26 protein-coding genes and 1 pseudogene are annotated in these 26,075 nt (G+C 69.9%); 12 read left to right on the plus strand and 15 right to left on the minus strand.

The window, feature by feature from the left end; translation table 11 throughout:
* The first annotated feature begins 6 nt into the window (after nucleotides 1-6).
* The gene (locus ACFYOB_RS35075) at nucleotides 7-567 is read left to right on the plus strand and encodes a SixA phosphatase family protein (protein WP_388567298.1); all 561 of its coding nucleotides are present in this window, start codon (nucleotides 7-9) and stop codon (nucleotides 565-567) included.
* Nucleotides 568-627: 60 nt separating this feature from the next.
* Here ACFYOB_RS35075 and ACFYOB_RS35080 read toward each other — a convergent pair whose 3' ends face one another.
* The 6 genes from ACFYOB_RS35080 to ACFYOB_RS35105 form a co-directional block, all read right to left on the minus strand.
* Entirely contained in the window at nucleotides 628-1,131 is a 504-nt protein-coding gene (locus ACFYOB_RS35080) for a hypothetical protein (RefSeq protein WP_388567301.1), read from the minus strand.
* Nucleotides 1,132-1,325: 194 nt separating this feature from the next.
* Entirely contained in the window at nucleotides 1,326-1,886 is a 561-nt protein-coding gene (locus tag ACFYOB_RS35085; protein WP_388567304.1) for a hemerythrin domain-containing protein, read from the minus strand.
* Nucleotides 1,887-2,042: 156 nt separating this feature from the next.
* The gene (locus ACFYOB_RS35090; RefSeq protein ID WP_388567306.1) at nucleotides 2,043-3,044 is read right to left on the minus strand and encodes a PHP domain-containing protein; all 1,002 of its coding nucleotides are present in this window, start codon (nucleotides 3,042-3,044) and stop codon (nucleotides 2,043-2,045) included.
* Nucleotides 3,041-3,934 carry an SDR family oxidoreductase gene (locus ACFYOB_RS35095; RefSeq protein WP_388567308.1) on the minus strand — a complete coding sequence of 298 codons (894 nt, stop codon included), beginning with the start codon at nucleotides 3,932-3,934 and terminating at the stop codon, nucleotides 3,041-3,043. The genes ACFYOB_RS35090 and ACFYOB_RS35095 overlap by 4 nt, the downstream gene beginning before the upstream one ends.
* 35 nt (nucleotides 3,935-3,969) lie before the next feature.
* A complete protein-coding gene (locus ACFYOB_RS35100) occupies nucleotides 3,970-4,599 on the minus strand; it encodes a flavodoxin family protein (RefSeq protein WP_388567311.1) in 630 nt (209 codons plus the stop codon).
* A gap of 399 nt (nucleotides 4,600-4,998) precedes the next feature.
* Nucleotides 4,999-7,401: a molybdopterin oxidoreductase family protein gene (locus ACFYOB_RS35105; RefSeq protein ID WP_388567313.1), complete on the minus strand. Its 2,403-nt coding sequence runs from the start codon at nucleotides 7,399-7,401 to the stop codon at nucleotides 4,999-5,001.
* Between the two features lie 202 nt (nucleotides 7,402-7,603).
* On the opposite strand from ACFYOB_RS35105, the gene ACFYOB_RS35110 reads away from it, so the two are divergent.
* From ACFYOB_RS35110 to ACFYOB_RS35120, 3 genes are all read left to right on the plus strand, one after another.
* Nucleotides 7,604-7,834, plus strand: a complete 231-nt coding sequence (locus ACFYOB_RS35110; protein WP_388567316.1) for a hypothetical protein — start codon at nucleotides 7,604-7,606, stop codon at nucleotides 7,832-7,834.
* 11 nt (nucleotides 7,835-7,845) lie between these two features.
* Nucleotides 7,846-8,037, plus strand: coding sequence for a hypothetical protein (locus tag ACFYOB_RS35115; protein WP_388567319.1), 192 nt, complete (start codon nucleotides 7,846-7,848; stop codon nucleotides 8,035-8,037).
* 214 nt (nucleotides 8,038-8,251) lie between these two features.
* Nucleotides 8,252-9,496 (plus strand): cytochrome P450, encoded by a 1,245-nt coding sequence (locus ACFYOB_RS35120; protein ID WP_388567321.1) that lies wholly within the window; start codon nucleotides 8,252-8,254, stop codon nucleotides 9,494-9,496.
* A gap of 123 nt (nucleotides 9,497-9,619) precedes the next feature.
* Here ACFYOB_RS35120 and thpD read toward each other — a convergent pair whose 3' ends face one another.
* The 5 genes from thpD to ACFYOB_RS35145 form a co-directional block, all read right to left on the minus strand.
* On the minus strand, nucleotides 9,620-10,522 hold the full coding sequence (thpD, locus tag ACFYOB_RS35125) for an ectoine hydroxylase (RefSeq protein WP_388567323.1): 903 nt from the start codon (nucleotides 10,520-10,522) through the stop codon (nucleotides 9,620-9,622).
* Between the two features lie 38 nt (nucleotides 10,523-10,560).
* Complete coding sequence (locus ACFYOB_RS35130; protein ID WP_388567326.1) at nucleotides 10,561-10,965, minus strand: ectoine synthase; 405 nt, start codon at nucleotides 10,963-10,965, stop codon at nucleotides 10,561-10,563.
* A 31-nt stretch (nucleotides 10,966-10,996) separates the two neighbouring features.
* The gene (gene ectB, locus ACFYOB_RS35135) at nucleotides 10,997-12,265 is read right to left on the minus strand and encodes a diaminobutyrate--2-oxoglutarate transaminase (protein ID WP_388567328.1); all 1,269 of its coding nucleotides are present in this window, start codon (nucleotides 12,263-12,265) and stop codon (nucleotides 10,997-10,999) included.
* A gap of 110 nt (nucleotides 12,266-12,375) precedes the next feature.
* On the minus strand, nucleotides 12,376-12,927 hold the full coding sequence (gene ectA, locus ACFYOB_RS35140) for a diaminobutyrate acetyltransferase (RefSeq protein WP_388567330.1): 552 nt from the start codon (nucleotides 12,925-12,927) through the stop codon (nucleotides 12,376-12,378).
* Nucleotides 12,928-13,225: 298 nt separating this feature from the next.
* Complete coding sequence (locus ACFYOB_RS35145) at nucleotides 13,226-13,762, minus strand: hypothetical protein (protein ID WP_388567332.1); 537 nt, start codon at nucleotides 13,760-13,762, stop codon at nucleotides 13,226-13,228.
* A gap of 117 nt (nucleotides 13,763-13,879) precedes the next feature.
* Here ACFYOB_RS35145 and ACFYOB_RS35150 point away from each other — a divergent pair, with 117 nt between their 5' ends.
* Together ACFYOB_RS35150 and ACFYOB_RS35155 are read left to right on the plus strand one after the other, a co-directional pair.
* Nucleotides 13,880-15,478, plus strand: coding sequence for a N,N-dimethylformamidase beta subunit family domain-containing protein (locus ACFYOB_RS35150; RefSeq protein ID WP_388567334.1), 1,599 nt, complete (start codon nucleotides 13,880-13,882; stop codon nucleotides 15,476-15,478).
* Between the two features lie 37 nt (nucleotides 15,479-15,515).
* Nucleotides 15,516-16,088, plus strand: a complete 573-nt coding sequence (locus tag ACFYOB_RS35155; protein ID WP_388567336.1) for a hypothetical protein — start codon at nucleotides 15,516-15,518, stop codon at nucleotides 16,086-16,088.
* Nucleotides 16,089-16,246: 158 nt separating this feature from the next.
* Here the strand turns inward: ACFYOB_RS35155 and ACFYOB_RS35160 are convergent, their stop codons facing one another.
* On the minus strand, nucleotides 16,247-16,705 hold the full coding sequence (locus ACFYOB_RS35160) for an Lrp/AsnC family transcriptional regulator (RefSeq protein ID WP_388567338.1): 459 nt from the start codon (nucleotides 16,703-16,705) through the stop codon (nucleotides 16,247-16,249).
* Between the two features lie 77 nt (nucleotides 16,706-16,782).
* On the opposite strand from ACFYOB_RS35160, the gene ACFYOB_RS35165 reads away from it, so the two are divergent.
* The gene (locus ACFYOB_RS35165) at nucleotides 16,783-17,955 is read left to right on the plus strand and encodes a Glu/Leu/Phe/Val dehydrogenase dimerization domain-containing protein (protein ID WP_388567341.1); all 1,173 of its coding nucleotides are present in this window, start codon (nucleotides 16,783-16,785) and stop codon (nucleotides 17,953-17,955) included.
* 427 nt (nucleotides 17,956-18,382) lie between these two features.
* On the opposite strand, the gene ACFYOB_RS35170 is transcribed toward ACFYOB_RS35165, so the two are convergent.
* Entirely contained in the window at nucleotides 18,383-19,972 is a 1,590-nt protein-coding gene (locus tag ACFYOB_RS35170; RefSeq protein WP_388567344.1) for a protein kinase, read from the minus strand.
* A gap of 563 nt (nucleotides 19,973-20,535) precedes the next feature.
* Between ACFYOB_RS35170 and ACFYOB_RS35175 the strand changes: the two genes are divergently transcribed.
* Nucleotides 20,536-21,030, plus strand: coding sequence for a barstar family protein (locus ACFYOB_RS35175; RefSeq protein WP_388567347.1), 495 nt, complete (start codon nucleotides 20,536-20,538; stop codon nucleotides 21,028-21,030).
* A gap of 412 nt (nucleotides 21,031-21,442) precedes the next feature.
* Here the strand turns inward: ACFYOB_RS35175 and ACFYOB_RS35180 are convergent, their stop codons facing one another.
* Complete coding sequence (locus tag ACFYOB_RS35180) at nucleotides 21,443-21,853, minus strand: hypothetical protein (protein ID WP_388567350.1); 411 nt, start codon at nucleotides 21,851-21,853, stop codon at nucleotides 21,443-21,445.
* Nucleotides 21,820-22,517, minus strand: a pseudogene (locus ACFYOB_RS35185) (MerR family DNA-binding transcriptional regulator). Before ACFYOB_RS35185 ends, ACFYOB_RS35180 begins: the two are co-directional and overlap by 34 nt.
* A gap of 321 nt (nucleotides 22,518-22,838) precedes the next feature.
* Between ACFYOB_RS35185 and ACFYOB_RS35190 the strand changes: the two are divergent.
* The 4 genes from ACFYOB_RS35190 (at nucleotide 22,839) to ACFYOB_RS35205 (ending at nucleotide 25,514) form a co-directional block, all read left to right on the plus strand.
* Nucleotides 22,839-23,261: a transposase family protein gene (locus tag ACFYOB_RS35190; RefSeq protein WP_388567353.1), complete on the plus strand. Its 423-nt coding sequence runs from the start codon at nucleotides 22,839-22,841 to the stop codon at nucleotides 23,259-23,261.
* A gap of 17 nt (nucleotides 23,262-23,278) precedes the next feature.
* The gene (locus ACFYOB_RS35195) at nucleotides 23,279-23,944 is read left to right on the plus strand and encodes a transposase (protein WP_388567363.1); all 666 of its coding nucleotides are present in this window, start codon (nucleotides 23,279-23,281) and stop codon (nucleotides 23,942-23,944) included.
* A gap of 109 nt (nucleotides 23,945-24,053) precedes the next feature.
* A complete protein-coding gene (locus tag ACFYOB_RS35200) occupies nucleotides 24,054-24,428 on the plus strand; it encodes a transposase (RefSeq protein ID WP_388567355.1) in 375 nt (124 codons plus the stop codon).
* A 126-nt stretch (nucleotides 24,429-24,554) separates the two neighbouring features.
* The gene (locus ACFYOB_RS35205; protein WP_388567358.1) at nucleotides 24,555-25,514 is read left to right on the plus strand and encodes a MerR family transcriptional regulator; all 960 of its coding nucleotides are present in this window, start codon (nucleotides 24,555-24,557) and stop codon (nucleotides 25,512-25,514) included.
* Nucleotides 25,515-26,075 lie beyond the last annotated feature (561 nt).

Below are 26,075 nucleotides of genomic sequence, written 5' to 3' on the forward strand. Positions count from 1 at the left end.
AGGGCCATGTCCCCGAACCCCGGCTTCCGAACGGCGTCCTCGGCCCCCGACGGGGCGGTCGGATGCCGGCTGCTGCTGGTACGACATGCGAAGGCCGTGCCGAAGGACCTGCCGATCGACGACTTTGATCGTCCTTTGAGCGAGCGAGGAAAGGCCGACGCACCCCGGACGGGCCGCTGGCTCGCGGACTCCGGTTTCACGTGCGACCTGGTGCTCTGCTCGCCGGCCCGCAGGACGCGGGAGACCTGGCAGCTCGCCGCCCCCGCGCTGGAGGACCCACCGCCCGTTGTGTACGACGACCGGCTCTACAACGCGGCCCCGAGCATGCTGGTCACCGTACTGGCGGAGCGGGGAACGGGCCTCAGTTCCCTGGTGCTGGTCGGCCACAACGCAGGTATCCACGAGCTGGCCGCCGGCCTGTGCGGGAGCGGCCCTCCGGACCTGCTGGAGCGGGTGAGGGCGGGCTTCCCGACCTCGGGCGTGGTAGTCGTGGATATCCCCGGCGGCTGGGAGCGGCTGTCCCCGGGCAGCGGAACCGTGGCGGCTCTCTGGTCACCAGCCGACTGAACCCGCAGGCCGTGAGCGGCAGCAGTCTGACCATCGCCCCGGCAGTGGCCAGAGCCTGCCCTACCCCAGGGCGGCGTTCTCGTTGTCCAGCAGATCCAGCAGCAGCGACCGGTGGAGGGCGGCGACCGGCTCCAGGAGGTCGGGGTGGCGCAGCAAGGGCGCGGCGTCGTGTTCGTGGTCGCCGGGGCGGGTGAGACGGGTGACCTCACCAGCCTGGCCACGCTCGACGAGACGGTGGGCGTCGATGGCGAGGGCGGGGGCCGCGAGCAGGCAGGCGGCCCAGCTGACGACGGTTTCGTCCACCCAGGTCCGCCAGCCGCTGTCGGCGTCGGCGCCGTGATCGGCGCCGGTCAGCCAGTCCAGCCGGGCGCTTCCGCCCGGGCCGAGGAGATGCAGCAGCTGCGCGTCGAGCGGGGTCGGGTACCGCAGGGCCGCAGCGAGGGTGACGGCCTGCCGGGCCTGGGCCTCGGCCAGGGCCCGGTTGAACGCGCCCGCGGAGGGCGGGAAAGCGGTCAGCAGCCAGCGCGTGCCGGCGGCTATGACGGGTGCGAGATCAGCGGACACAGCGGCTTCCTCGGGGGCGTGCTCGCCCTGGCCCGTGCCGGGCCCGCGAGCTGCGGCGCGAAGCTGCGCCGCTCCGCTCGTGGGCGACCACCGTAACCGGAAGCGACAGGCGTGCGGCGTGACGCACGTCACCGTCCGTCCAGGGGCAGCGGGCCCGGACGTGTACATGCGGGCCCGCCGCCCGCGGCGGGGGTTCAGGACTTGCCGCGGCCGCTCACGAAGTCGCGTGCCCGGTCCACCAGCCCGGCGCCCGGTGCGAGGAGCTTGCTGGCCGTGGGGCTGCTCGGTGCGGCAGGGTGCGGGCGGGTGGGCGCCATGGCCTTGGCGCGGCGGACCTTGTCACCGAGATCGTCCAGCTGCTGAGAGGTACAGGCTCTCTTCAGCATCGGGAAGAGGTTGCTCTCCTCGTCCTGGACGTGGGCGGCGACCTCTTCCATGAGCTGCTGCAGGAGCGGGCTCATCTGCGCGTCGTCGGTACTCATCTTCTCCAGCCGCTTGAGCATCTTCTCGACGCGGCCGTGGTCCTCGATCTCCTTGTCCGCCATCGGCCCGCCGCCCTCGACGTGCTCGCGTACCGCCGGGTAGAGGTACTGCTCCTCGGCGACCGAGTGCCGCACCAGCTCGATGGTGATCTCGTCGATGAGATCGCGAAGCTCCTGCCCGGCGCCGGTCATGGCCTGGATGCGGCTGAACATCTCCTCCACCTCCCGGTGGTCGGCCATCAGCTCGTCGATCACATTCCCGCCGTGTCCCATGTCGTCTCCATGTGTCCTTCGGGTCGGGCCTGTCCGGCCCGAGCCGATCGGTTCCCCGCCGGACCTGGACACGCCCGGGAGCACGGGGCGTCTCACCCGCTTGGCGGAGGCAATCGCTCTGCGCCAAGCTGCCGTGCAGGGCAGAAGGGCGGTGGTTCACTGTCTGCCGCTTCTGGCTGTCAGCAGCCGCCCCAGCGACCAGGTCGTGATCAGCCGGTCCGCTCCCAGGCCGATCCGTGCCGCCCGCGCGTAACCCGTGCTCTGCCAGTGCAGCTGTTCGGGGGCGTGGGCGTCGGTGTCCACGGCGAACCGGCAGCCCGCGGCGGCGGCCTGCACGAGCAGGTCGTCCGGCGGGTCGCGCCGTTCGGGCCGACAGTTGATCTCCACCGCGGTGCCGGCCTCCGCGCACGCGGCGAAGACGGCGTCGGCGTCGAAGCGGGACTGCGGGCGCCCCCGGCCGGTGATGATCCGTCCCGTGCAGTGTCCCAGGACGTCGACGTGCGGGTTGCGCACCGCAGCCAGGAGGCGGGCGGTCATCGGTTCGGGTTCCGAGCGGAGTTTGGAGTGCACGGATGCCACGACGATGTCGAGCCGGCCCAGCAGGTCTTCGTCCTGGTCGAGTGAGCCGTCGTCGAGGATGTCGCACTCGATGCCGGTGAGCAGCCGAAAGTCTGGGCCCATCCTGGAGTTCACCGCGGCCACGGCCTCTAGTTGGCTTTTGAGCCGGGCCGGGCTCAGTCCGTGGGCGATGGCCAGTCGCGGCGAGTGATCGGTCAGAACGGCCCACTGGTGGCCCAGGGCGCGGGCCGCGTCAGCCATGTCCTCGAGCGGGCTGCCGCCGTCCGACCAGTCGGAGTGCAGGTGGCAGTCCCCGGTGCTCGCGGCCGCGAGGTCCCAGCCGGCTAGGGCGGCCGGGTCGGCTTCGGCCTGCAGGCGGGCGAGGTAGCGCGGTACCGCGCCAGTGGACGCCTGCGATATCACCTCGGCGGTGACCGGGCCCACCCCGCGCAGCCGCTCGGCCTGGGCGGCGTCCACCGGGCCCGGTGGCAGGTCGCGGACGGCGTCGGCCGCGGTGTGGAAGGCCCGCACGCGATAGGGGGACGCCCCGCCCCATTCGAGGAGGAAGGCGATCCGGCGCAGGGCTTCGTCCGGGGTCACGGCAGGGGTGTTCCGCCGGTGGCGTTGACGATCTCGCCGGTGATGTAGGAGGCCTGGTCGGAGGCGAGGAAGACATACGCGGGTGCCATCTCCGCCGGCTGCGCGGGGCGCCCCAGCGGTGACTGCTCGCCGAACTTCGTCGGGTCGGGCATCGTCGCGGGGATCAGCGGGGTCCATACCGGTCCCGGCGCCACGGCGTTGACCCTGATACCGCGCTCGGCCAGCATCTGCGCCAGGTTGTGGGTGAAGGAGATGATCGCGGACTTCGTCATGGCGTAGTCGAGGAGGTGGGGGCTGGGCTGGTAACCCTGCACCGAGGCGGTGTTGATCACCGAGGCACCGCGCGGCATGTGGGCCAGCGCGGCCTTGGTGAGCCAGAACATCCCGTACAGGTTGGTCTTCATCACCCGGTCGAACTGCTCGGTGGTGATCGCCTCGATCCCGTCCGGCTGGGCCATCTGGTAGGCGGCGTTGTTGACGAGCAGGTCGATGCCGCCCAGCTCGCCCACTGCCTTGTCGACAAGGGCGGTGCACTCGCCTTCGTGCCGGATGTCGCAGGCCACGGCTACCGCTGTGCGGCCGGCCTCACGGACCAGGCGGGCGGTCTCGTCGGCCTCATCGGCTTCCTCGGACAGATGGGTGAAGACGACGTCGGCCCCCTCCCGCGCGAAGGCCAGGCAGACGGCCCGCCCGATCCCGGAGTCTCCGCCGGTGACCAGCGCCTTGCGGCCGCGCAGCAGGCCGTGGCCCTTGTACGTGTCCTCGCCGTGGTCGGGGCGGGGATCCATCGCCTCGGTCGAGCCGGGATGGTCCTGGTCCTGCTCGGGGAACGGGGGGCGGGCGTGGAGTGATACCGGATCGGTGAGGCGGGGCTGGTCTTGGGAGGGCATCACGGTCTCCTTCCGGCACGGTCGGGTGGCGGTGGTCAGTTGGAGGGCGGGTATGAGGCGGCCTTGAGGCGGCGCGCGAGGTGCGCGGTGTTCGCGGCGAGGGTCGTGGTCGTCGCTGCGGTCGTGTCGGGGGTCTTGTCGAGGTCCTGGTAGTCGGTGCCCTGCATGGCTTCGCCGACCCAGTAGGTGACGGCGTTGGGGGCGAGGGAGAAGCCGACGTCGTTGAGGCCCTGGAAGAGGTCGGCGCTGGCCTTGTGGCCGCCGTCCTCGTTGCCGACGACGCATACGGCTGCGGCCTTGCCGTAGGTGAGCATGCGGCCCTCGTCGTCGCTCTCGCCGAGCTCGGCGTCGAGACGCTCCAGGACGCGCTGGGCAACGCTGGAGGGGTGGCCGAGCCAGATCGGCGTGGACAGGACCAGAATGTCGCACCCCAGGATCGTGTCGCGGATCTCCGGCCAGGCGTCACCCTTCCCCATGTCGAGCTCGACGCCCGGCTTGACGTCGTGGTCGGCGACCCGGATCACTTTTCCCGTGACGCCGTGATCGGCCAGAGCGGCCATGGTCTGTTCGGCCAGCAACTGCGAGCTGGACCGCTTCGGCGAGGGCGAGAGCGTGCAAACCAGCGCGACAGCGCGCAGCGGCGTGGTTTCGGTAGTGGTGACCATGTGGTCCGGCTACCCGATTCGTCACCGCGTATCCCGCTCTCTGCGGCGAGACCGGTCGATTGGGGGTGGGGCCGAGCAGATGCGGCTCGCTGCTGGTCGGCGGACCCGGGCGCGGCCATCCGGCGGTGTCCTTCCGCTTTGAGGCTGTCGGGCAGGACCTTGTTCGCCATGCCCTGCGCCCTGGTCTTCAGCGATCCGGCGACGGCCTTGTCCTCGCCCGTGAAGAGGGCATCGAGCCCCTGCTCGGCCACCTGGGCGGGATCATCCTTCTTGCTCCGGCCGACCTCGGGGTCACCCATGTCGGCGCGACGCCGGTCTTACCGAGGCAGCCCTGCGCATGATGGAACGCAACATGTCGGCCAAGCTCCGGCCGAGCGGCGAGATCATTTTCGAGGGCGTTCAGGCTGACGGCTGCGCGGACGGCGTCGGCCGGTCCGGGCCGTCGGCTCGTTCGACAAGGGTGAGGGCGGCTGCGGCGGTCTTGAACTGCGGCTGCTTGGAGACGGGATCCCAGACGGTGGCGATCAGCTCGTTCGCGGCACGCCCCGGCAACCCCGGGGTCGGGGCGCTGCCGGAAGGGGTGTCCCAGTACCCGTAGTGGAAGGGGACGAACAGGACGCCCGGGCGGACGGAGCCGATGCGTAGCCGCCCGCGCAGCGCACCGCGCAGCGTGGTGACGTCGACGAGGTCGCCTTCCGTCAGTCCGAGCCGACCAGCGTCGGCGGCCGCAATCTCGACCCACACGTCCGGGGCCGCGTCCGCGAGTTGGGGTACCCGGCCCGTCTTCGTGCGGGTGTGGAAGTGGTAGAGGGTGCGTCCGGTGGTCAGTTGGAAGGGGTGGCTCCCGTCCGGCCACTCCTTCGGCGGGACGTAGGGGGCGGGCCTGATGAGCGCTTTCCCGTCCGGGTTCATCGACCGGTACCACTCCTCGCCCAGCGGCTCGCCGGTCACCAGATCCTTGCCGTACGTCTCGCACCGCTCCGGGTGCGCCCAGTCCACGCCGTCGCGGTAGAGGCGGTCCGTGCCGTCGGGGGCGTGCTCGGTGCACGGCCACTGGATACCGCTGGGTCCACGGAGCTTCTCGTAGCTCAGGCCGGTGTAGTCGCAGGGGCGTCCGGCACTGCACTGCTTCCACGCTTCGAAGGCCTCCTCCGGGCCGCTCCAGTGGATCAGGCGGCCTCCGTCCTTGTCCTCGAAGCCCATGCGGACCGCAAAGTCGAGGAAGATGTCCAGGTCCGGGCGGGCCTCGCCGGGGGGATCCACGGCCTTCTCGGACAGGTGGACGGTGCGGTCGGCGTTGGTGAAGGTGCCCGTCTTCTCGCCCCAGGTCGCCGCCGGCAGCACCACGTCGGCGAACTGCGCCGTCTCGGTCAAGAACAGGTCCTGGACGACCGTGAACAGGCCTTCCTGGGAGAGGATGGAGCGGATCCGCGCCAGTTCGGGCAGGGACACGGCCGGGTTGGTCGCGCTGATCCACAGCATCCGTACCGCACCCTCCTCCGCCAGCTGGAAGATCTTCATGGCGTGTGTGGGCGGCCCGTCATGGGGGATGGCAGACGGTTCCACGTTCCACACGCGCGCGAGGTCGGCCACGTGGGCCTCGTTCTGCCAGTTCCGGAATCCCGGCAGGTCCCCGTCAGCTCCGCATTCGCGCGTGTTCTCGGCGGTGGGCTGGCCGTTCATCTGGAGTACTCCCGCGCCCGGCCGGCCGAGCATGCCGCGGATCAGGTGCAGGTTGTTGACCTGGACGGCCGCGGCGGTCGCCTGGTTGGCCTGGTAGAACCCCTGCAGCACGGTGGACAGCAGCCGGTCGGCGGTGCCGAGCAGCTCGGCGGCCTCCTCGATCGAAGCCGCCGGCACGTCGCAGATACCCGCGGCCCACCGCGCCGTGCACGGTTCGACCTGCTGGCGCAGAGACTCGAATCCGACCGTGTGCCGGGCGATGAACCCGGGGTCGGTCCACCCATGCCGGATGACTTCGCCGAGAAGGGCGTTGAGCAGCGCCACGTTGGTGCCGAGCCGGGGCGCCAGGTGCACGCTCGCCCGGCGCGCCACCGGGGTGAGCCGCGGGTCGACGCACAGCAGACGGGGCGGATCGTCTCCTTCCAGCCGGTCCAGGATCCGCATCCACTGGACGACCTGCGTCTCGGCGATGTTGTGTCCGAACAGGGCGATCGCATCCGCGTGGTCGATGTCCTCGTACGAGCCGGGCTGGCCGTCACTGCCGAAGGACTCCTTGAGCGCCTCGGCCGCCGTCGCCGTGCACAGCCGGGTGTTGCCGTCCAGGTGAGGGGTGCCGATCCCGGCACGGGCGAGGACTGCGAGCGTGTAGTACTCCTCCAGGAACAGCTGCCCGGAGGTGTAGAACGCGACCGCCTCCGGCCCGTGGGAACCGATCAGCTCCCGCGACGTGGCGACGATGCGGCCCATCGCCGTCGGCCAGTCGCTCTCCACGAGGCGTCCGCCCTCGCGGACCAGCGGCCGGCTCAGCCGGTCCGCGGAGCCGTTGGCCTGCCACGCGTACAGGTCCTTCGGCTCCAACCGGCCCCGGTTGACGCGGTCGCCGGCCCGGCCGCGGACCCCCACGATCCGGCCGTCGCGGACGGCGATGTCCATCGCGTCACCGTCGGAATGCAGCAGCGAAGCCGCCCGTACCCACGCGTCGACCTCCCGCTCGGTCACCCCCTCGGCCAGACAGGAGTCCGTGCGTACGGGCCACTGTCCGCCCTTGCCGTAAGGGGTGCGGCGTCCCCACGGGTCGGCGATCCGGTCGCCCGACACATGTACTGGATTCCGCCTCACAGCCGCTCCTCTCCGCCGTGCAGCGCCGTCGGCGCCGAACCCTCGATGAGCGGCGCCTACCCGAAGCGCCCCGCCTGACACGGCCCACGCCGCAGGGCTGACACGCGCCGAGCCGGGAGGCGCTGAGGGCAGGTAGGCCCCACCGCGCCAAGTTGCCGGCCGGAAGGAGAACGAACCATGGCCGCGCCCACTCCTGCGCGCCATGTCACGGCGACCGTTGTGCGTCCGTCCCCCGGGCACGCCCGTACCGCTGGGCTTCCTGGCGCTGGCCGGGGGAGCCTTCGTCACCGCCGCTCTCCAGGTCGGGTGGGCGCCGTTCGCCTTCCCGCTGCAGCTCCTGGCGTCCGTATTGGACTTTCGCGCCAGGGACACCGGCTTCGGCACGGCCATGGCCGTCCTGGCCGGAGCTGGCTGGTCCAGGGAGCCCTTCTGAGCGCCGGGACCGTGCCCGGTGCGCGGCACGTCCGCCGCCTGTTCCTGCTGATCACCACCGTGAGCATGCTCGTACCGATCGATGCCGCCGGTACCGGCAAGATCGCGGCCACCATCGTCATCGGCAGCGCAGTCCGCGGCCGCGCGCTACGGCACTGCATGAGCCGACCGGCGCACCGGGGTGGCAGAACACCACTGGCGTGATCGGGCTCGTCCTGACAGCGGCCGCCCCGTACGCGGCCGCCTTCGCGTTGGAGGACACCAGGCACCGCCCTGTCCTCCCTGTGGGGGCCATGCCCCCGCTCCGACGCGGTACGCCAGAGGAACCGAGCCCGGCACGGGCCCATGTCGGGCGTACCGGTACGGCGCCATCCGTTCGGCGGCGCGTGTGCGGAGGGCGACCGGGTAGGCGACCGGCATGCATCCGTTCACCGACAGCACCCCCGCCCTCCTGGCCCGCGGCTACGCCTGGGCACCCGGACTACGCCGACGCAACGGCGACGGCCGCGCCGTCCCGACCCGGCTGATGGGCCGCCCCGCCCTGCTGCTGCACGGCCCGGACGCCGTGGACTTCTTCTACGACGAACGCCACGTACTGCGGCACGGCGCGCTGCCCGGACCGGTCCTGGACACTCTCTTCGGCAGGGGAGCCGTCCACACGCTGGACGGCGAAATGCACCGGGTCCGCAAGGAACTCTTCACGACCCAGCTCATGGCACCTGACGGCGTGGACGCCCTGGGCCGGCTGGCCCGGGAACACTGGCTGCGTACGGTCGACGGCCTGCGGGGGCGCCGAGTCGTCCTCTTCGACGAGATGGCCGTGGCACTCGCCGCGGCGGTCTGCGAATGGAGCGGTATCCCCAGCGTTCCGGGAGCGGCCGTCCGGCGTCTGGCCGAGGACTGCGTGGCCATGGTCGACGGGTTCGCCACCCCCGGCCGCCGCCACTGGAAAGCCCGCCGTGCCCGGAGCCGGCAGGAACGCGAGCTTGCCCGGACCATCGAGGACGTACGCCGTGGCACGTTGGCCTCCGACGGCGGCAAGAGGCCCACCGTGGTGGAGGCCGTGGCCGCACACCGGGATGCGGACGGCAGCCCGCTCGACCTTCATACGGCCGCCGTGGAACTGCTCAACGTCCTGCGCCCCACCGTGGCGATCACCTGGTTCACCACCTTCGCCGCACACGCACTGCACCGCTTCCCCGCCGTCCGGAAGGAACTGCGCGCGGACGAAGGACCGTATGCCAGGGCCTTCGCTCACGAGGTCCGGCGCTGCTACCCGTTCGTGCCGTTCGTCGGTGGTCTCGCCGCCCGCGACCTGCGATTCGGTGCCCAAGACGTGCCCGAGGGCACGCTGGTGCTCCTCGACGTACCTGGCCACCACCGCGACCCGGACCTCTGGCCAGAGCCGCAGCGCTTCGACCCGCGCCGGTTCCTCGGCAGGGAGCCCGGCCCCGGCGAGCTCATCGCCCAGGGCGGCGGGAACGCCCGCACCGGCCATCGCTGCCCCGGCGAGGACATCACCGTCCATCTCCTGGCCACCCTGGCCGCGACCCTGGCAGACCTCGAACTCGACGTGCCGGAGCAGGACCTGCGCATCCCCGTCAGCCGCGTCCCTACCCGACCCCGCAGCGGTGTGATCGTGCGGGTTCCTGATCGTCGCTAGGCAGGAGCGCCGGGCGGGATGGAGCGGCTTGCAGGTGCGGCGCGGCGAATTCCGTGAACCGAGCTGGGTGGGACCGGCCGACCCGGGCCTGGCAAAGGTGCCGGGCCGGGTCGGCCGGGTGCGTCAGCGCACGGGGGAGAAGTCCTGCGAGGCGATGTACGCGGGGCGGCGCACCGGGGCGGCGAAGGGCTTCGCCGGGCGGTTCTCGACGCTGTTGAAGACGAGGAACACGTTGCTGCGCGGGAAGGGCGTGATGTTGTCACCCGAGCCGTGCATCGCGTTGCAGTCGAACCAGGTGGCCGAACCCGCCCTGCCGGTGAAGAGGTTGATGCCGCAGGCCGAGGCGAACTTGGTCAGCGCTTCGTCCGACGGGGTGCCGGCGTCCTGCATCTGGAGGGACTTCTTGTAGTTGTCCTTCGGCGTCGCACCGGCACAGCCCAGGAAGCTCCGGTGGGAGCCGGGCATGATCATCAGGCCGCCGTTGGTGGTGTAGTTCGGCGTCAGGGCGATGGACACCGACACGGTGCGCATGTGCGGCAGACCGTCCTCGGCGTGCCAGGTCTCGAAGTCGGAGTGCCAGTAGAAGCCGCTGGCGCCGAAACCGGGTTTGACGTTGATCCGGGACTGGTGCACGTACACCTCGGAGCCCAGGATCTGTCGCGCGCGCCCCGCGACACGTGGATCGGCGGCGAGGGCGGCGAATACCTCGCTGATCCGGTGGACCTCGAAGACGGAGCGTACTTCCCGGGACTTCGGCTCCACGATGGACCGCTCGTCGGCCAGGGTCGAGGGGGCACGGAGCAGCCGGTCCATCTCGGTCCGGTAGACGTCCACCTCGTCGGGCGTGATGAGTTGCTCGACGGACAGGAAGCCGTCGCGCTCGTAGCTCTCCAGCTCGTGGGCCCACATCGGGCCCGGCGTGCCGGGCTCGGACCAGACGACGGGGTCGATGCGGCCGGTGAGCACCTCCTCGGAGCCCCGGGTCGGATACAGGTCGTTCACAGTGCGTGTGGATGCGTGGGTCATGGTGGTGCCTGCCTCTCCTCTCTGTGCGTTTCCGTACGTCAGCTGTGGTCTGGCTCGGTGAGCAGGGGGTACACGCCGTTCTCGTCGTGGTCTTCCCGACCGGTCACGGGCGGGTTGAAGACGCACAGGCAGCGGAATTCCCGCTTCACGCGCAGGGTGTGCCGCTCGTGGCCGTCGAGGAGGTACATGGTTCCCGGCGTGATCGTGTAGGTCCGGCCCGTCTCCTCGTCCGTGAGTTCGGCCTCCCCCTCCGTGCAGACCACGGCCTCCACGTGATTCGCGTACCACATGGAGGTCTCGGTGCCGGCGTACAGGACGGTCTCGTGCAGGGAGAAGCCGACGCGTTCCTTGGCCAGGACGATGCGCTTGCTCTCCCAGGTGCCGGATGCCGCTCTGACGTGGCGGTCGGTTCCCTCGATGTCCCGGAACGATCGGACGATCATGGTGGTGTCCTTCGTGGTGTGGGGGTGCTGGTCAGGCGGCTTCGCGGACGGAGCGGGCGAGGATGGCGAGGCCCTCGTCGAGTTCGTCGCCGGTGACGGTCAGCGGCGGGAGCAGCTTCACGACCTCGCCCTCGGGGCCCGAGGTCTCGACGAGGAGCCCGTGCTCGAAAGCCCTGCGGCACACCTCCGCAGCACGCTCCTTGTGGGCGAACTCGATGCCCCAGACCAGTCCACGGCCCCGGTAGGTCGCCCCCAGTCGGGCGTGTTCGGTACACAGCTCGCGCAGCGCGCTCTCTACGCGGCCGCCCTGGATGAGGGTCCGCTCGCGCAGGACGCCGTCGCCCCAGTACGCCTCCAGGGCCGCGGTCGCAGTGACGAAGGCAGGGTTGTTGCCGCGGAAGGTGCCGTTGTGCTCGCCCGGCTCCCAGAGGTCCAGCTCGGGCTTGAACAGGCACAGGGACATGGGGAGTCCGTAGCCGCTGATGGACTTGGACAGCGTGACGATGTCGGGGGTGATGCCCGCCTCCTCGAAGGAGAAGAACTCGCCGGTCCGGCCGCAGCCCATCTGGATGTCGTCGACGATCAGCAGCATGTCGCGGCGCCGGCACAGGTCCGCGAGGGCACGGAGCCATTCCGCGCGGGCCACGTTGATCCCGCCCTCGCCCTGGATCGTCTCGACGATGACCGCCGCCGGGTGGTTGAGGCCGGAGCCCTGGTCCTCCAGCAGGCGCTCGAACCAGAGGAAGTCGGGGACCCTGCCGCCGAGGTAGTTGTCGAAGGGCATCGGGGTGCCGTGGACCAGGGGGATGCCGGCGCCGGCGCGTTTGAAGGCGTTGCCCGTGACGGCGAGGGAGCCGAGCGACATGCCGTGGAAGGCGTTGGTGAAGGACACCACCGACTCGCGGCCCTTGGCCTTGCGCGCCAGCTTGAGCGCCGCTTCGACGGCGTTGGTCCCGGTGGGGCCCGGGAACATCACTTTGTAGGGCAGTGCACGGGGTTCGAGGACGTGGGACCGGAAGGTTTCGAGGAAGGCCCTCTTGGCGGTCGTAGACATGTCGAGCCCGTGCGTGATGCCGTCCCGCTCCAGGTAGTCGAGCAGGGCCCGCTTCAGGACGGGGTTGTTGTGTCCGTAGTTCAGGGACCCGGCGCCCGCGAAGAAGTCCAGGTAGCCGCGCCCGTGTTCGTCGTACAGCCGGCTTCCCGTGGCGCGCTCGAAGACGACGGGCCAGGCGCGGCAGTAGCTCCGCACCTCGGACTCCAGGGTCTCGAAGACGGACAGGACCGGCTCGGTCATGGTCAAGGCAACTCTCCAATGCGTGTGGGGGGGTGTTAGGTACGGGCTGTTCGGGGTGTTGGCACGGACTGCTGCCGGCGCGGCTCGCGGACAGCGGGTGCCGGGCGGAACCGGGATCAGAAGTGGAGCGGCCCGATGCGGTGCAGGACCTCTGGGGCGTGTCCCCCGTCCGGGAACTCCTCTGCGGCGAACAACACTTCACGCGTGATCGTGGCGCCGTGCCGTGCGGCGTACGAGGCGAAGAGTCGCTCCGACGCGAGGTTTCCGGGGGAGATGCTGGTCTCCAGGGAATCCAATCCGTGTTCTGCCGCGACACGGGCGGAGAGGCCGTCGAGCAGGGCCCCGGCGATTCCCAGGCCGCGGACGGATTCGTCGACGGCGATCTGCCAGACGAGCAGGGTTCCGGGGCTGTCGGGCCGCAGGTATCCGCTGACGAATCCGATGGCCCGCCCGGACGAGTCGCGCGCCACCGCGGACGTGCCGGCGAAGTCGCGGCACCAGAGGAGATAGCTGTATGCCGAGTTGAGGTCCAACGTCCTGGAGTCGCGAGCGAGGCGCCACAGCAGTGAGCCGTCACCTGGGCGGGGGCGGTCGATGTGCGTCGTCGAGTTGGTCGGGGTGGACGGCAGGGTCTTCCTGTAATGGGCCAGTTCTGCATGAGCAGTCATGCGGGCCGAAGTTACCCAGGACTTGAGCAAATTGCATGGCCGTATGGGGTTACGGAGATGGCGTGATCCGTGATATTTGCAGACGCCTTCCCGAGGTCGTGAAGCGCCAACGATGCGCCCGTACCTCTAGGAAAAATGCTGACATTTCCACCCCACCCTCGACTTTGTAACGAGTGGATAACTTCTTTGCCCTGTCTCATATTTGCCACTTGAATGTGATGCCTTCGTCGGCCGGTCGGGGGTTTCGTTCACAGCTGCGCGGTTATAAGCGAAAGAATGCGCGACTGACGCGACGGATTCACGGGATTGTCGACGAGGAGGCGTCGCGCCCCGGACGCAATCCATCGCGTTGATACCGCCGCTTGGAAGCGGTCGACGAACAGGCACGCCGGTGCGGCCCTCGGCCGCTCTCAGTCGACCGGGAGCATGCCGCGCAGTGTGACTCCGGCCAGGCGGTGGACCGCTGCCGGCGAGGCAACGCCGAGGCTGCGGTCAGCGCGTGGGTGCAGTAGCTCGCGAGTTCGGCGGTGCTTACGTCTCCGCGGAGTCCGCCGGCCTCCGCCACCTCCGTCAGCAGGTCGCGCAACAGGTCGACGAGCTGTTGCCGAGCCCGGCGGACGGCTTCCCCCTGGTGGAGCAGGGAGGCCAGTTCGGCACCGTGATGACCGCGGTGATGGGAGATGAAGGAGTACGCCGTGAGTACCGCGTCGAGTTCGGACGGGCTTCCGGCGCCGTTCCGCAGCGCTGCGAGCTGGTGGAGGTGGGCGGTGATGTGGCGCTCGTGCCAGGCGGCCAGGATCGCGTCGACGTCGGTCCGGGCGATCCCCAGGGACACGCCGGGCGGAGCGGGCTGCTCGGCGCGTCGCGGGACTGTCCGCTACACAGGACGGAACCGGGAGTGGGGCCGGGGCGGGGCCAGGGCGGTCGAGGGGGCACAGTCGAGGCAGGTGTCATGGCGTACCCAGACGCATCGGACCGGGCCGAGAGCGCCGGCGGGACCGGACGCCGACGGGTCCTCGGGCTGGCTGCCGCCTCGCTGGCGGTCGGCCACCACTGGGCCGCCCCCGCCCCCGCGCCCGCCCCCGTCTCTGCCCTCGCCCTCGCGGCGGGCGCGGCCCTGCCGCAGTCCTGGCCGCTCGATGTGCGGGCCGAGAACGCCCGCCCCGGGCACCCCGACTGGCGCATCACCCGTACCGGCGCGCAGCACGACATCGAAGGTTTCGCCGACCGTACGAGCATCCTGCCGGGCGAACCGTTCACCCTGCGCGTGTCGACCACCGCCCCTGCCTACACCGTCTCGGCCTACCGCATGGGCTGGTACGGCGGCGCGCGGGCCCGCCTCGTCTGGCGTTCCGGGCCTCTACCGGGCAGCCGCCAGCCGGCCCCCCGTACCGACCCCGCCACCCGCATGGTCCGGACCTACTGGCAGCCGTCCGCGCGGATCCACACCTCCGGCTGGCCGGAGGGCTGCTACCTGCTACGCCTCGACACCCGCGACGGCCACGCCCAGCGATACGTGCCGATCACCCTGCGGTCCCGTACCACCGTCGGCCGCACCCTGTTCGTCAACTCCGTCGCGACCTGGCAGGCGTACAACCGCTGGGGCGGGGCCGAGCTGTATCAGGGAAGCACCGGCAGGAAGGACTCACGTTCGCTCGCCGTCACCTTCGACCGCCCCTACGCCAACCGGAAGGGGGCCGGCCAGTTCATGTTCTTCGAGGCGCCGCTGCTCGCGCTCGCGGAGCGTCTCGGCCTGCCACTCGCCTACGCAACCGGTGTGGACGTGGCCCGCGAGCCCGAACTCCTCCGAGGCGCTGCCGCGCTCCTCTCCCTCGGGCACGACGAGTACTGGAGCCCCGAACAGCGGCTGCACGTCACCCGGGCCCGTGACGCGGGCACGAACCTGGCCGTCTTCGGCGCCAACTGCTGTTACCGGCGCGTCCGCTTCGAGCCCTCGCCCCTGGGTCCCGACCGGATCGTGGTCTGCTACAAGGAGGACTACGCCCGCGACCCGGGCTTCCGTCGTGGACTGCCGCCCACCCAGGGCTTCCGCGACAAACCGGCCGCCGACCCCGAGAGCTCGCTGCTCGGAGTGATCTACGAGGGTTATCCCGTGGACGCGCCGTACGTCGTGTCCAACCCCGGGCACTGGCTGTTCGCGGGGACCGGCGTGCGCTCCGGGGAGTCCTTTCCGCACCTGGTGGGAGTCGAGTTCGACCGGGTCAACACCGCCTACCCCACCCCCCGGCCGATCGAGATCCTCGCCCACTCCCCTGTGGTGTGCAAAGGCCGCCGCAGCCACGCCGACTCGGCGTACCTGACCCTGCCGAGCGGGGCCGCGGTGTTCGCCACGGGCACCATGCGGTGGGTGGAAGCCCTGGACGCCTCCGGCCCGTCCGGCAAGGCCAACCACGGGCTGGACGGCCGTACCGGTCGGTTCACCCGTGCCGTCACCGAGAACGTGCTGCGGAGCTTCGCACGCGGCCCGTCCGGAGGCGAGCGGCCCGCCACCGACAACGTGAGCGCGTACTACCGGGCCGTGCGGCAGTAGAGTCCGGGCGAAACGATCGGCGCCAGGGCAGGGGGGCATGGGGACCTTCGTCGTCCAGATATTGATAGCAGTTCTCGGCATCGGCGGCCCCCTCGCGTCCGCCCTGCTCACACAGCGAAGTGCCGGCCGCGCCAGGGACCGCGAGCTGCGGCACGCGCGAGAAGTCCAAGCGGACGAGCGGGAGTACGCCGCCCGCCAGGCCCGCGTCGAGGCGCAGCGCACCTGCTACGCGGCGCTCAGTGCCGGTACTCGTGACTTCATGAATGCGGCGACCGCCCTCCTGCACGCCGTGGAGGGCCGGGAGGCGGCTGGTGAACTCCGTGCGGAGCTGAGCCGGGCACGGCGGGAGCACCGCATGCGCCACGCCGAGGCCCAGATGCTGCTGCCCGACGCGGTGATGACTGCAGCCGGCACCGCGAACCGCCACCTCGGTGATCTGTACGACCTGCTCATGCGGCTTGACGCGACGGCTGCCGGCCCGGAAGAGGACGTGGCAGCCGCGCGCGAGTCCATGGCCAGGGCATGGGACGCCCTGTGGCGAATGCGCCACGTGATGCGGGTCGACCTCGGGCTCACGGCGTCCGAGGAGGGGCCGACCGACCCGGCGTAGTCGGGGCGCGCGGACGGCGACGTCGCCGAGGGCGAGCGTGGGGCTGCCGTGGGGGATCACAGGGGGACTTGCGGTCGGCCAGCCTGGTTGGTGGTGGCGGACGAGCGCATCGCCTCCGGCCGGCGGGCGGGTCTGCTCGAGGAAGTACGCCTGGCGGGTCAAGGTGTCAGGGGTTCGAGTACCTGGTTGTGGGTGTGCTGGTAGATCACGGAGGTACGGAATCCGACGACTTCGCGGCGCTCGGTGAACTTGTCCATGAGGAAGCCGTGCAGATAGTCGACGCTGGGCACGGAGACGTGCACGATCATGTCGTCGCCTCCGGTCACGACGTAGACGGTGCTGACCTCGGGCAGGCCGGCGGCGTAGGTTTTGAACGCCTCGATGACCGCCCGGCTGAGGGGGCGGATCTGGAAGTGGATGAGCGCTTGGACGTGGCGGTTCAGGCTGGCTGGGTCGACCGCGGCGTGGTAGCCGGTGATGACTCCGCGGGCGCGTAGTGCGCGGATGCGTTCGAGACAGGTCGACGGGGCGATACCGAGGGTGCGGGCGAGGTCGCGGTTGGTCTGCCGCGCATCGCGCTGCAGATGCCGGACGATCGCCGAATCAAGTTCGTCCATGCGGCGATTATGGCCTCCCTACCGAATTCCATTCGGCCTATGGTTGCGACCGTCGTCGGAGCGGCTAGCTTCACGCCATGACAGCCGCACTTAAGGAAGCTTGGGCCCTCAACGTCCCGGACCCTTCACACGAGTTGGTGCAGATTGTGCGCGGCCGCCGCAGCGGCCTCGCGATCATCATCGCGATCCACTCGACCGCTCTCGGCCCTGCCGCGGGCGGGTGCCGGATCGCCCATTACCCCGACCACGCCGCCGCGATCTCGGACGCGCTGCGGCTGGCGGCGGCGATGACCGCCAAGAATGCGCTGGCCGGTCTGGAGCACGGCGGAGCCAAAGCGGTCGTCGCCCTGCCCACCGCGACTCGGCCGACCGGCGCGGAACGTACGGCGCTGCTCCACGACCTCGGCGACGCGATCGAATTGCTCGGCGGCCGCTACATCGCAGGCCCGGACGTAGGAAGCGGTCCGGTCGACATGTCCGTGATCGGCGAACGCACCACGCGTGTCTGCTGCCGGCCCGTCGAAGACGGTGGCAGCGGCGACTCCTCCCTCCACACCGCGCGCGGCACCCTGGCCGCACTGTGCGCGGTGGCCGAAGACGTCTTCGGCTCAGCGGAGCTCGCCGGCCGGACGTTCGGGGTGATCGGCCTGGGGGCGGTCGGCGCCCATGTGGCCCGGCTCCTGGACCGGGCCGGGGCACGGCTCGTCGTCACCGACACCAACCCGGCCGCCCGCGGCCTGGCTGCGGAGCTGGGCGCGACCTGGGTGGACCCGGACGACGCCCTCGCGGCAGAGGTCGACATCCTCGTACCGGCCGCACTCGGCGGCCTGCTGACCGCCCGCACGGTCCCGCTTCTGCGGTGCGCTGCCATCGCCGGCCCGGCCAACAACCAACTGGATGAACCGGCTACCGCCCGCCGTCTCGCCACACGCGGCATCCTCTGGGCGCCGGACGTGGTTGTCAGCGCAGGAGGAGTCATCCACGCCACCGGTGTCGAACTGCGCCGGGAATCCGAGGAACAGCTGACCGAGCGTCTCTCCGGTATCGCCGCCACGCTCCGGCAGGTCTTCCACACGGCCCGGACCCACCGGACCACACCCGCGAGCGCGGCCGCGGAACTCGCCGAACAACGAGTTCGCCAGGGAGCCTCGTACCCGGCTCAGGGAGCAGTACGGCCCCTGGTCTCGACGGCCGCCGAACCGCGGAAGCCCGAGCCGCCGACATTCCGCCTGACAGCACAGGAGAGCTGACGACATGACGAACCACTGGGTCGGAGTGGGGCGCCGCCCAGCAGGGCGAGCGGGCCGAGGTGGTTGCCGGCGCACGGCGGCGCATTGACGTTTCGGCGTGCTCCGTGTCCGGGCCGGTCAGGGCGCCGTCCTTGCCGTAGTGGAGCACGGTGTTCGCGCTGGTCCAGTTCTCGACGACCTGGAGCCCGCCGTGGATCTCACGGCGCAGGCCGGGGCTGGGGAGCCGCATGCGAAGACGGTGCCTGGGGGACGCAGCCCAGCCGCCTGGGGCGGCCACCCGGCCGGTGTGCCGAAGCACGGTAGGTGTCACTGCGGATGCCACTGACCTGTGCCTTCGGAGCGGCGAGGCAGACCAGTTGCCACCAGGTCAGCAACCATTTCGCACCGGCAGCTCAACCGCCCGGCTGGGCCCCTCGGGCCGCACCGGTCACTTCTTCAGGGTCGGGGCGGCCAGGACGAGCCGCCCCATCCCGCACGTGCGACCGGGGTCCTCGTAGGAGATCGCGAGGCGCTTGCCGTTCGCGACGTCGAGCGACAGCGTCTTCGGTGATCCGATGCGGATTACGCCGGTCCACACGGACGCGCCGTCCACCTCCACGTTGATCCGGGCCGTCGGTTTCTTCGAGGAGTCGTCAATGCCCGCGACCATGGTCAGGGTCTTCCAGCCGCCGCCCAGGTCGTACTGCGCCGCGCCGTCGCAGATCTCGTAGGGACCGGCCGGCACCAGGGCGGTGTCGTAGTGCCGGGAGCTCAGCGTTGCGTTGCCCACGTCGAACCACGCGTACTCGCTCTTGGCGACCGGGGCCAGGGTGGTGAGCGAAACCCCGGCAGGGTCGGACGGGACGGAACCCGAAGCCGAAGGCTGCGACGTCGGCCGGTCACCGCCGCCCGCCCGGTTCGGGCCGTCCGCGCCCTTGTCCCCGTCCTTGTCGCCGAGCAGCGGTACGCCTACCACCGCGGCGGCCGCCAGGACCAGCACCCCTGCCACCGCGCTCAGCACCGGGCCGGTCCGCCGCTTGCGCGGGGGCGGGGCGGGCGGGGCGGGCGGCAGTGGCGGGGCCTGCGGTATCGCCGGTACCGGCGGCGTGTCCTGGACGTCCTGCCCTACGGAGACCACCGCCTGGCGGACGTCCCGGACCCACGCGGCCAGGCTGAGCGGCCGCTGCTCCGGGTCGGCCGAGCAGAGCGCGGCGATCCGCGCCCTCCGTTCGGCGTCCAGGGCCGCGATCTGCGGCAGAGCGGCCATCGCGTCGGCGAGCAGCCCCGGGGTGGCGGGCGGCGACTGCCCGCTCAGGAGGAAGTAGGCGATCGCCCCGAAGGCGTACCGGTCCGTGCCCGGCGTGCGCCTGCCGTCGAAGACCTCGGGGGCCGCGTAGCCGGGGGTGAACCAGATCTCGGCCGTCTGATGGTCGGCGGTCAGTTTGCTGAGGCCGAAGTCCACGAGGGTGGCCTGTCCGTGCGCGTCGACCATCACGTTGCCGGGGGAGAGGTCGCCGTGGATCACTTGGCGCCCGGACGGGGTGGCCTTCCCCGAGTGCAGCCAGTCCAGTACGTCTGCCAGCTGTTCCAGGGTCCGTACGATCTCGCGCCGCTCGGCGGGCAGGGAGAGGTCCCGCTCGGCCCGCCAGTCGCGCAGGTCGAGCCCGTCGACGTGGTTCATGACGAGGACCAGGGCGCGCCCGGCCCGGTCCGAGGCCTCCCCGGGCCGGTGAATGGGCGGTCCCTCGAAGTGCTCCCGCACGCCGACGACCCCCGGCCGGTGGACGAACCGCAGCAGTTCCGCCTGTTCGTTCCACCGCGCGCTGATCCGCTCGAACTCCTCGGACGTGAGCGTCGCCTTGGAGTCCAGCACCTTGACGACGACGGGCTCGGATCCGCCGGCGAGCTCGATCTCGGCGAGATGGATCACGGCCTCCCCGCCTCGCCCGATGGACCGCAGCAACCGGTACCGGTCGGGTGCCGTGTCAGGTCCGATGTGCAGACTCTCGCCGCTCAACCTACCCCCAAGGTCGATCATTTGATTGGAGATCAGCTTCGTCGGCGGGGGCGCGCGTGGTCAAGGAGAAACCTGACGTCCAGCCTTCCTGATGCCTGTGAGAATCCCGACCGCGGCGCACTGCTGGCCGTTGCCGCCGCGGGTCTGGTGCGGGCGTTCACGTCTTCTCGTCACCGCCGTGGCCACAGCCGTCATCGGGTTCGCCACCCGGACCCGGCGCCGCGGTCCCGTGCCGGCCGGTGCGGTTCACGCCGAGCGAGCCGGTGCGGTGGCCGTGCGCCGAGGCAACATCGTCGTGGACGTCCTCCGGGACATGGAGAAGTGCAATTCCGGCTGGGGAGGCGGACCAGGGTTCTACGGGTCGAAGTGGTGGACTGAGACGATTGAAAACAGTGGCAAAAGGGTGGGTACCAACTTCCCACCCACTAACCCTCAGCCAATCAGATCACCTATCAGGAATACGGGACCTAACCGTCACCGGACAATCCCAAGCCGGGCGCCGAGCGCTGGGCGTTCGGCAGCGATCACTCCGCCTACTACACTCCGACTCACTATCAGACGTACATTGTGGGCAGAAGTCCCAGATGGGTGCATTGATGAAGGAAGAGACGTCGGCGATCCATATCGCCCCGTGGATGCACATCCTCACGCAAGGCGGTGGCGTACCTCTCGATGAACTACTGCCCGCGTCGGGCAGCGTGTACGTGGCGCGTCTCAGCGGTCAGGACATGCCCGACGAGGTGTCGGCGTTCCAATACTTCTCGGAAGTGCTTAAATTCCCTGAGTACTTTGGATGGAACTGGAACGCCTTCTACGATTGCGTGCGCGACCTTGAGTGGCTTTCGGCGGACTATCGCATCCTGATCATCGAATCCGCCGAGAGTGCCCTTTCCGAGGACGACGATGCCCGCAAGGAACTCTTTGGATCTCTGTGGCGCGCTGGCAAGCGGTGGTCCTACACGAAGCGACCTGAAGGCGTGACGCTCACAAAACTCTCCATCGTCCTGTCATGCGACAAGGAGTCCGTATCCACCTTCGCGAAACGGCTTGAAGAATGGCAGGAACAACCAAATTGGTGAGCACCCGCCCCACAACCCGTGCGGTCCGCCACGAGCTGTTTGCCGCACTCGGTTCGCCGGGCGAACCTCCGCGTCACCCGTCCGAGTTCGATCGGTTGCTTCTGGATTCGCTGGCAGCCCAGCCGGGGACTGTGAATCGCCAGGCCAAGGGCCCGGGCGCCGGCTGCCTGCGGGCGGTGGCGGCCTCGCGCTTCTCGGCGGCGGCGAGGGCCTGTTCCGCGGCCAGTTCGCCGGGCAGGTAGGTGATGGAGTCCCGAGCCGGGTAGGTCACGCGGCAGCACGGGCATGCGGCTCAGCCGCCGTTCTGCGCCTGCGGACGGCCCCGCACGCCTCGCCCAGGGGGTTCTCCGGGGCCGAGGGCGTTGCGTGAGTCGAGGCTCGACGTAGTGACGCAGCTCAGCGCCGGTAAGGATCACGGTAGCGGCCACAACAGGTGTTCCGTGAGTCGGGCCACTCGCTTAGGGGTGACGCCCAGCTGGGACCGGAACCGTGCCCACAGAAGCTGGCGACTCCAGCCGACCTCGTCCGCGAGGGCCTCGACCCGGACCCGCCCCCGGCTGCCAAGCGTCCGCCGCCAGCCGTGGGCGACCTCGGGTGCTGCGCCCAGCACGGCGGCCGCCGCGACCGGCTCCAGCCAGATCTGGAGGCACTCGACCCCGCGGCCGGCTGCTCGGAGATCGCCGGGGAGCAGTCCCACGACGACACTGCCGCGCGTGTGCCGGCCCTGCGCGTCATAGACAATTCCCCTTCCCTCACTCACTCTCTCGTCGCTCAGATCGATGAGCAGGGTCACGGCCGGGTACGCGACCATGGCGATGCCCACGGGTTCCGGAGCACCTTGCCGGAAACCGGCCATGCTGACCCCCGACAGCCGCCGGGGCCGATGGGTGCGGGACCGCGACGTCCGTTGTCCACGCAGGAGCGGCCAATGGCCCGATACTCCTCGGCGGAAACGGCACGCAACTCGGTCAGTGCCTGGTACTGGGCATCGATCTCGGCCTGCACCGGCTCGGCATCGGCTGTGTGGCCCGAGACCATGAGTTCGGCCAGCCGGATCATCTGCGCGGTGCGCTCACGGTGCGCGGCATCGGCGTCGGCCTGGCTCATCGTGGCTGCGCGCTGTCCGACCTCCCGGGCGAGCTCGGGGAAGTCGCGCATGTTCTCCGCGTACTGGGAGGGATGGACGCCTCGAACAGGTTTTCCGGTCGGTTGATGGTCATGGGGTTGCCGTCCTTCCTGGACTGCTCCAGTGCGGCGATCGTGCGCGAGACGGTGCCGGCCAGGGCGTCGAGCCGGTCCTGCTCCGCGAGGAGGCGCCGGTGGCGGCCGCGCAGGGCGTCCACCGCGTCGACCTGCTGCTCCTCGTAGTAGCGGTGCCCGTTGGCGCCGATCCGAGCCGGTGGCAGCAGGCCAGTCTCGTCGTAGTGGCGCAGGGTCCGGGCGGTCACGCCCGACATCCGGGCCACCTCCGAGATCGGCCAGTCCATCAGCACTCCCGCACGTGCATGTTGCCAGGCCGGTCCCTCCGGCCCTGGTCACGAAGGTAGAACCTGCCGCAACGGCAACTTCAACCCTGGGCACCTTGCTCCTCGCAGTCGGGCGGAGCGGACTGGCCGCTAGGTGAGAACAAGGTTCTGGCACAGATCTTGGGGAGTCGTCGCGGAGCGTTACCTTGATGTTCGATTGTGAGGAGAACGGGTTCGTGTGAGACGGCGTACGCCTTGTCGTCCTACGGACAGAATTGACGCTCCCTCAGGTATCTGCCGATCGCTGCTGCGGTCGGTTGTGGACGGTGATGGTTGCTGGTCATGCAGACCGATGCACCGTTCTGGGACTCTCTGGTGTTCGACGGGATCGATGATGTGGATGTCGAGGCGGTGACGGCCGCGTTCGTCACGGTCGAGGTGGTGGCGAGAGGCCGAGCGGCTGGCTCTGGATGTCCGGACTGTGGCCGCTTCTCGGACCGGGTCCACGACCGATATCAGCGGAGGCTGAAGGACCTACCGCTTGCTGATCAGGGCTTTGTGATCCGACTGACGGTCCGGCGCTTCATCTGCGGGTCGGGGGACTGCCCGCGCCGGACGTTCGCCGAGCCGTTATCGCGGCTGGCCGCCCCGCACGCACGGTTCACCAGGCGGCTCAACACGCCCTGGAGCGAGTGGGGCTCGCGCTGGCCGGGCGGGCCGGCGCCCGGCTGGCCGCCCAGCTCGGTTTCGGCGCGGGACGGATGACCTTGTTACGCAGGGTCATGGCATTGCCCGATCCACTGTTCAGCACGCCGCGGGTGCTGGGCGTGGACGACTTCGCGATCCGCCGCTGCCAGACCTACTCCACCGTCTTGACCAGCGTCGAAGACCATCGCGTGGTCGATGTGCTCCCGACGCGTGAAGCCGGGCCGCTGGCCGCCTGGCTGATCCGCCACCCCGGCGTGGAGATCATCTGCCGGGGCCGGGCGGGCGCCTACGCCGAGGGCGCCCGGCGCGGTGCCCCCTACGCTCTGCAGGTCGCTGACCGGTTCCATCTGTGGCAGGGCCTCGGCCGTGCCGTGGAGACCTGCGTTGCCACCCACCGTGCCTGCTTGCACGGCCCGTTGCCTGGCGACGCACTGCTTGACGAGATGTGCCCGGAGTCCAGTCGGCCACAGGATGACTGCGAACCTCTCGGCCGGCGGGCCGAGCGGAAGAAGGCCGCACACGCTCTGGTCCACAAGATGCTTGCCCAGGGCCCTCACGCCGGGCGATCGCCCGGCACCTGGGCTGGGGGCTCAATACCGTGCTCGGGTACGCGGCCGCCGCACACTGGCAGGACACCATCCGCGAGAACCAGCCTCGGCCCAGCAGGTTGGACCCCTACAAGCCCTATCTGGAGCTTCGATTCGCCGGGGGTGCACCAGCGTCAGCCGCCTCCACCGTGAGCTTCTGGCCGGCAACGCGCCCGTCACCTACCAGATGGTTCGTGCCCACATCGCGACTTTGCGGACGGCTCCGACCGATGCGCCGCTACGGCCTCCGACGGTGCGGCAGGTGACCGGCTGGCTCACCCGTCACCCCACGGCCCTGGACGAAGGAGACGGGGCCGGTCTGAAGGACGTCCTGGCCCGCTGTCCCGAACTGGACACAGCCGCCGGGCATGTCCGCGAGTTCGGCGAGATACTCAGCGGCCGCCTCGGCGCCACACTCCCTGGCTGGATCGACGCAGTCGATGCCAGCCAGCTACCTGACCTCACCGGCTTCGCACTCCATCTGCTCCGGGACCTCGACGCCGTGACAGCAGGGCTCACCCTGGACCGGAGCTCCGGCAGCATCGAGGGCGCCGTGAACCGCATCAAGAAGATCAAGAGACAGCTCTACGGTCGAGCCGGATTCGAACTACTCCGCAAAATGATCCTGCTCCAGTAACGCCTCGCGACGATGCGGTCTGTCGCTGGTCGGGGTTTCTGGGCACCTGCACAGAGCCCGTGGTCCTCGCAGGAAGTCTCGGCCCTGGTTGAGTCTCCCGTGGGGGGAGACATCAAGCTATGGGGCATGGACAGCGACACGCTCTATTCCATCGGAGAACTATCCCGCCGGACCGGCCTGACGGTGAAGACCATCCGGTTCTATTCCGACAAGGGCATCGTCCCGCCCACCGACCGGAGCCCGGCGGGATACCGGCTCTACGGCCTCGACGCACTCGCACGCCTGGACCTAGCCCGCACGCTGCGTGATCTTGGGCTCGACCTGGCGACCGTGCGCAAGGTGCTGGACCGGGAGGCGTCCATACCGGAAGTCACGGAAGCACACGCCAACGCCTTGGACGTGCAGATCCAGACTCTCCGCCTGCGCCGGGCAGTACTCCGCGCAATCGCCAGACGCGGCCCCACCACCATGGAGATGGACCTCATGCACCGACTCGCCACGCTCTCCCAGGCCGAACGACGCCGCCTGGTATCCGGTTTTATCGACGCCACCTTCAAAGGCCTTCACGCCAACCCGGAGTTCGTGTCCCTGATGCGATCCTCCATGCCTGAGCTCCCCGACGATCCCACGCCCGAACAGGTCGAGGCCTGGGTGGAGCTCGCCGGACTCTGCCAGAACGCAGACTTCCGTGTCACGATACGCCGCACAGCTGAGGACCAGGCGGAAGAGCCTTCCCAGCAGGACGTCAGCACCCTGCACGACGCTCTCAACCAAGCGATGCGTGAACGAATCGACGAAGCGGCATCCTCCGGCCTCCTGCCGGCCTCCGCCGAGGGTGCATCCCTTACAGACACACTGGGCGGCCTCTACGCCCACGCATTCGAGCGTGCCGGCGAAAGCGATCTGCGCCGCTGGCTCCTCGCCCGCCTGCAGACAACCGCCGACCCACACGCGGAGCGCTACTGGCAGCTCCTGGCAATGATCAATGGATGGCCCGCATCACCAACGCTTGCTCCCGTCTACTCCTGGTTCACCACCGTCTTCGCCAAGAGCGATGACGACAATCGCAAACGTCTGATGCAATGAGGACGCGCGACCTGAAGTTCGGCCTGTACGCAGACGAGCAGGGGCTGGCATGGGTCAAGAAACTCGTTGAGGACGCTGTGGGCTCCCGGAGCGCCCGGATCAGCGGTGAGACCGTCGCACACACTTTTCCCAGGAGTGAGCTGTCAACCGATGACGTGTACGGCTTTCTGGCGGAACAGTGGGCCGTGGAACATCCTGCTCAGAGCAGCGACGCACGGGAACTGATCGAGCTGCGCGTCCACTTGGTGTGTTCCCTGCGGACATGGCGGGCGATGCGCAAGACAGTGATCAAGACTTTGTGTCCAGAGGGAATGGCCCCCCACACCTGCCGTGTTCCATGGATGGCTGGCTGAGATGGTTCGCGGTGCCCGGTGGCGCACGAGATGGCCGCCGGGTAGATCGCGGCCACACCGATTCCGGACCCGCAGGCCGTATCACCGCGGGGCAGGACTGAGGTAAACGGCCTGGCCTAAGGGCTGTCCCGTAATCCCCGGCGGGCGCACGACGCCGGCTACGGCACCTCGCCGCGTTGTCGGAACGCCCGAATACGCCCAGTATGGG

The sequence above is a fragment of the Streptomyces sp. NPDC006463 genome (genome assembly GCF_042870715.1).
Taxonomy (GTDB): domain Bacteria; phylum Actinomycetota; class Actinomycetes; order Streptomycetales; family Streptomycetaceae; genus Streptomyces.

Bases quoted from the DNA above. Each gene is read 5' to 3' on its own strand.
- ACFYOB_RS35120 (WP_388567321.1), top strand. From the start codon at position 8,252: ATGCATCCGTTCACCGACAGCACCCCCGCCCTCCTGGCCCGCGGCTAC.
- ACFYOB_RS35075 (WP_388567298.1), top strand. From the start codon at position 7: ATGTCCCCGAACCCCGGCTTCCGAACGGCGTCCTCGGCCCCCGACGGG.
- ACFYOB_RS35190 (WP_388567353.1), top strand. From the start codon at position 22,839: ATGCAGACCGATGCACCGTTCTGGGACTCTCTGGTGTTCGACGGGATC.
- ACFYOB_RS35095 (WP_388567308.1), bottom strand. From the start codon at position 3,934: ATGCCCTCCCAAGACCAGCCCCGCCTCACCGATCCGGTATCACTCCAC.
- thpD (WP_388567323.1), bottom strand. From the start codon at position 10,522: ATGACCCACGCATCCACACGCACTGTGAACGACCTGTATCCGACCCGG.
- ACFYOB_RS35100 (WP_388567311.1), bottom strand. From the start codon at position 4,599: ATGGTCACCACTACCGAAACCACGCCGCTGCGCGCTGTCGCGCTGGTT.
- ACFYOB_RS35175 (WP_388567347.1), top strand. From the start codon at position 20,536: ATGGGTGCATTGATGAAGGAAGAGACGTCGGCGATCCATATCGCCCCG.
- ACFYOB_RS35130 (WP_388567326.1), bottom strand. From the start codon at position 10,965: ATGATCGTCCGATCGTTCCGGGACATCGAGGGAACCGACCGCCACGTC.
- ACFYOB_RS35085 (WP_388567304.1), bottom strand. From the start codon at position 1,886: ATGGGACACGGCGGGAATGTGATCGACGAGCTGATGGCCGACCACCGG.
- ACFYOB_RS35205 (WP_388567358.1), top strand. From the start codon at position 24,555: ATGGACAGCGACACGCTCTATTCCATCGGAGAACTATCCCGCCGGACC.
- ACFYOB_RS35195 (WP_388567363.1), top strand. From the start codon at position 23,279: ATGGCATTGCCCGATCCACTGTTCAGCACGCCGCGGGTGCTGGGCGTG.
- ectA (WP_388567330.1), bottom strand. From the start codon at position 12,927: ATGACTGCTCATGCAGAACTGGCCCATTACAGGAAGACCCTGCCGTCC.
- ACFYOB_RS35110 (WP_388567316.1), top strand. From the start codon at position 7,604: ATGTCACGGCGACCGTTGTGCGTCCGTCCCCCGGGCACGCCCGTACCG.
- ACFYOB_RS35155 (WP_388567336.1), top strand. From the start codon at position 15,516: ATGGGGACCTTCGTCGTCCAGATATTGATAGCAGTTCTCGGCATCGGC.
- ACFYOB_RS35160 (WP_388567338.1), bottom strand. From the start codon at position 16,705: ATGGACGAACTTGATTCGGCGATCGTCCGGCATCTGCAGCGCGATGCG.
- ACFYOB_RS35150 (WP_388567334.1), top strand. From the start codon at position 13,880: ATGGCGTACCCAGACGCATCGGACCGGGCCGAGAGCGCCGGCGGGACC.
- ACFYOB_RS35170 (WP_388567344.1), bottom strand. From the start codon at position 19,972: ATGATCGACCTTGGGGGTAGGTTGAGCGGCGAGAGTCTGCACATCGGA.
- ACFYOB_RS35165 (WP_388567341.1), top strand. From the start codon at position 16,783: ATGACAGCCGCACTTAAGGAAGCTTGGGCCCTCAACGTCCCGGACCCT.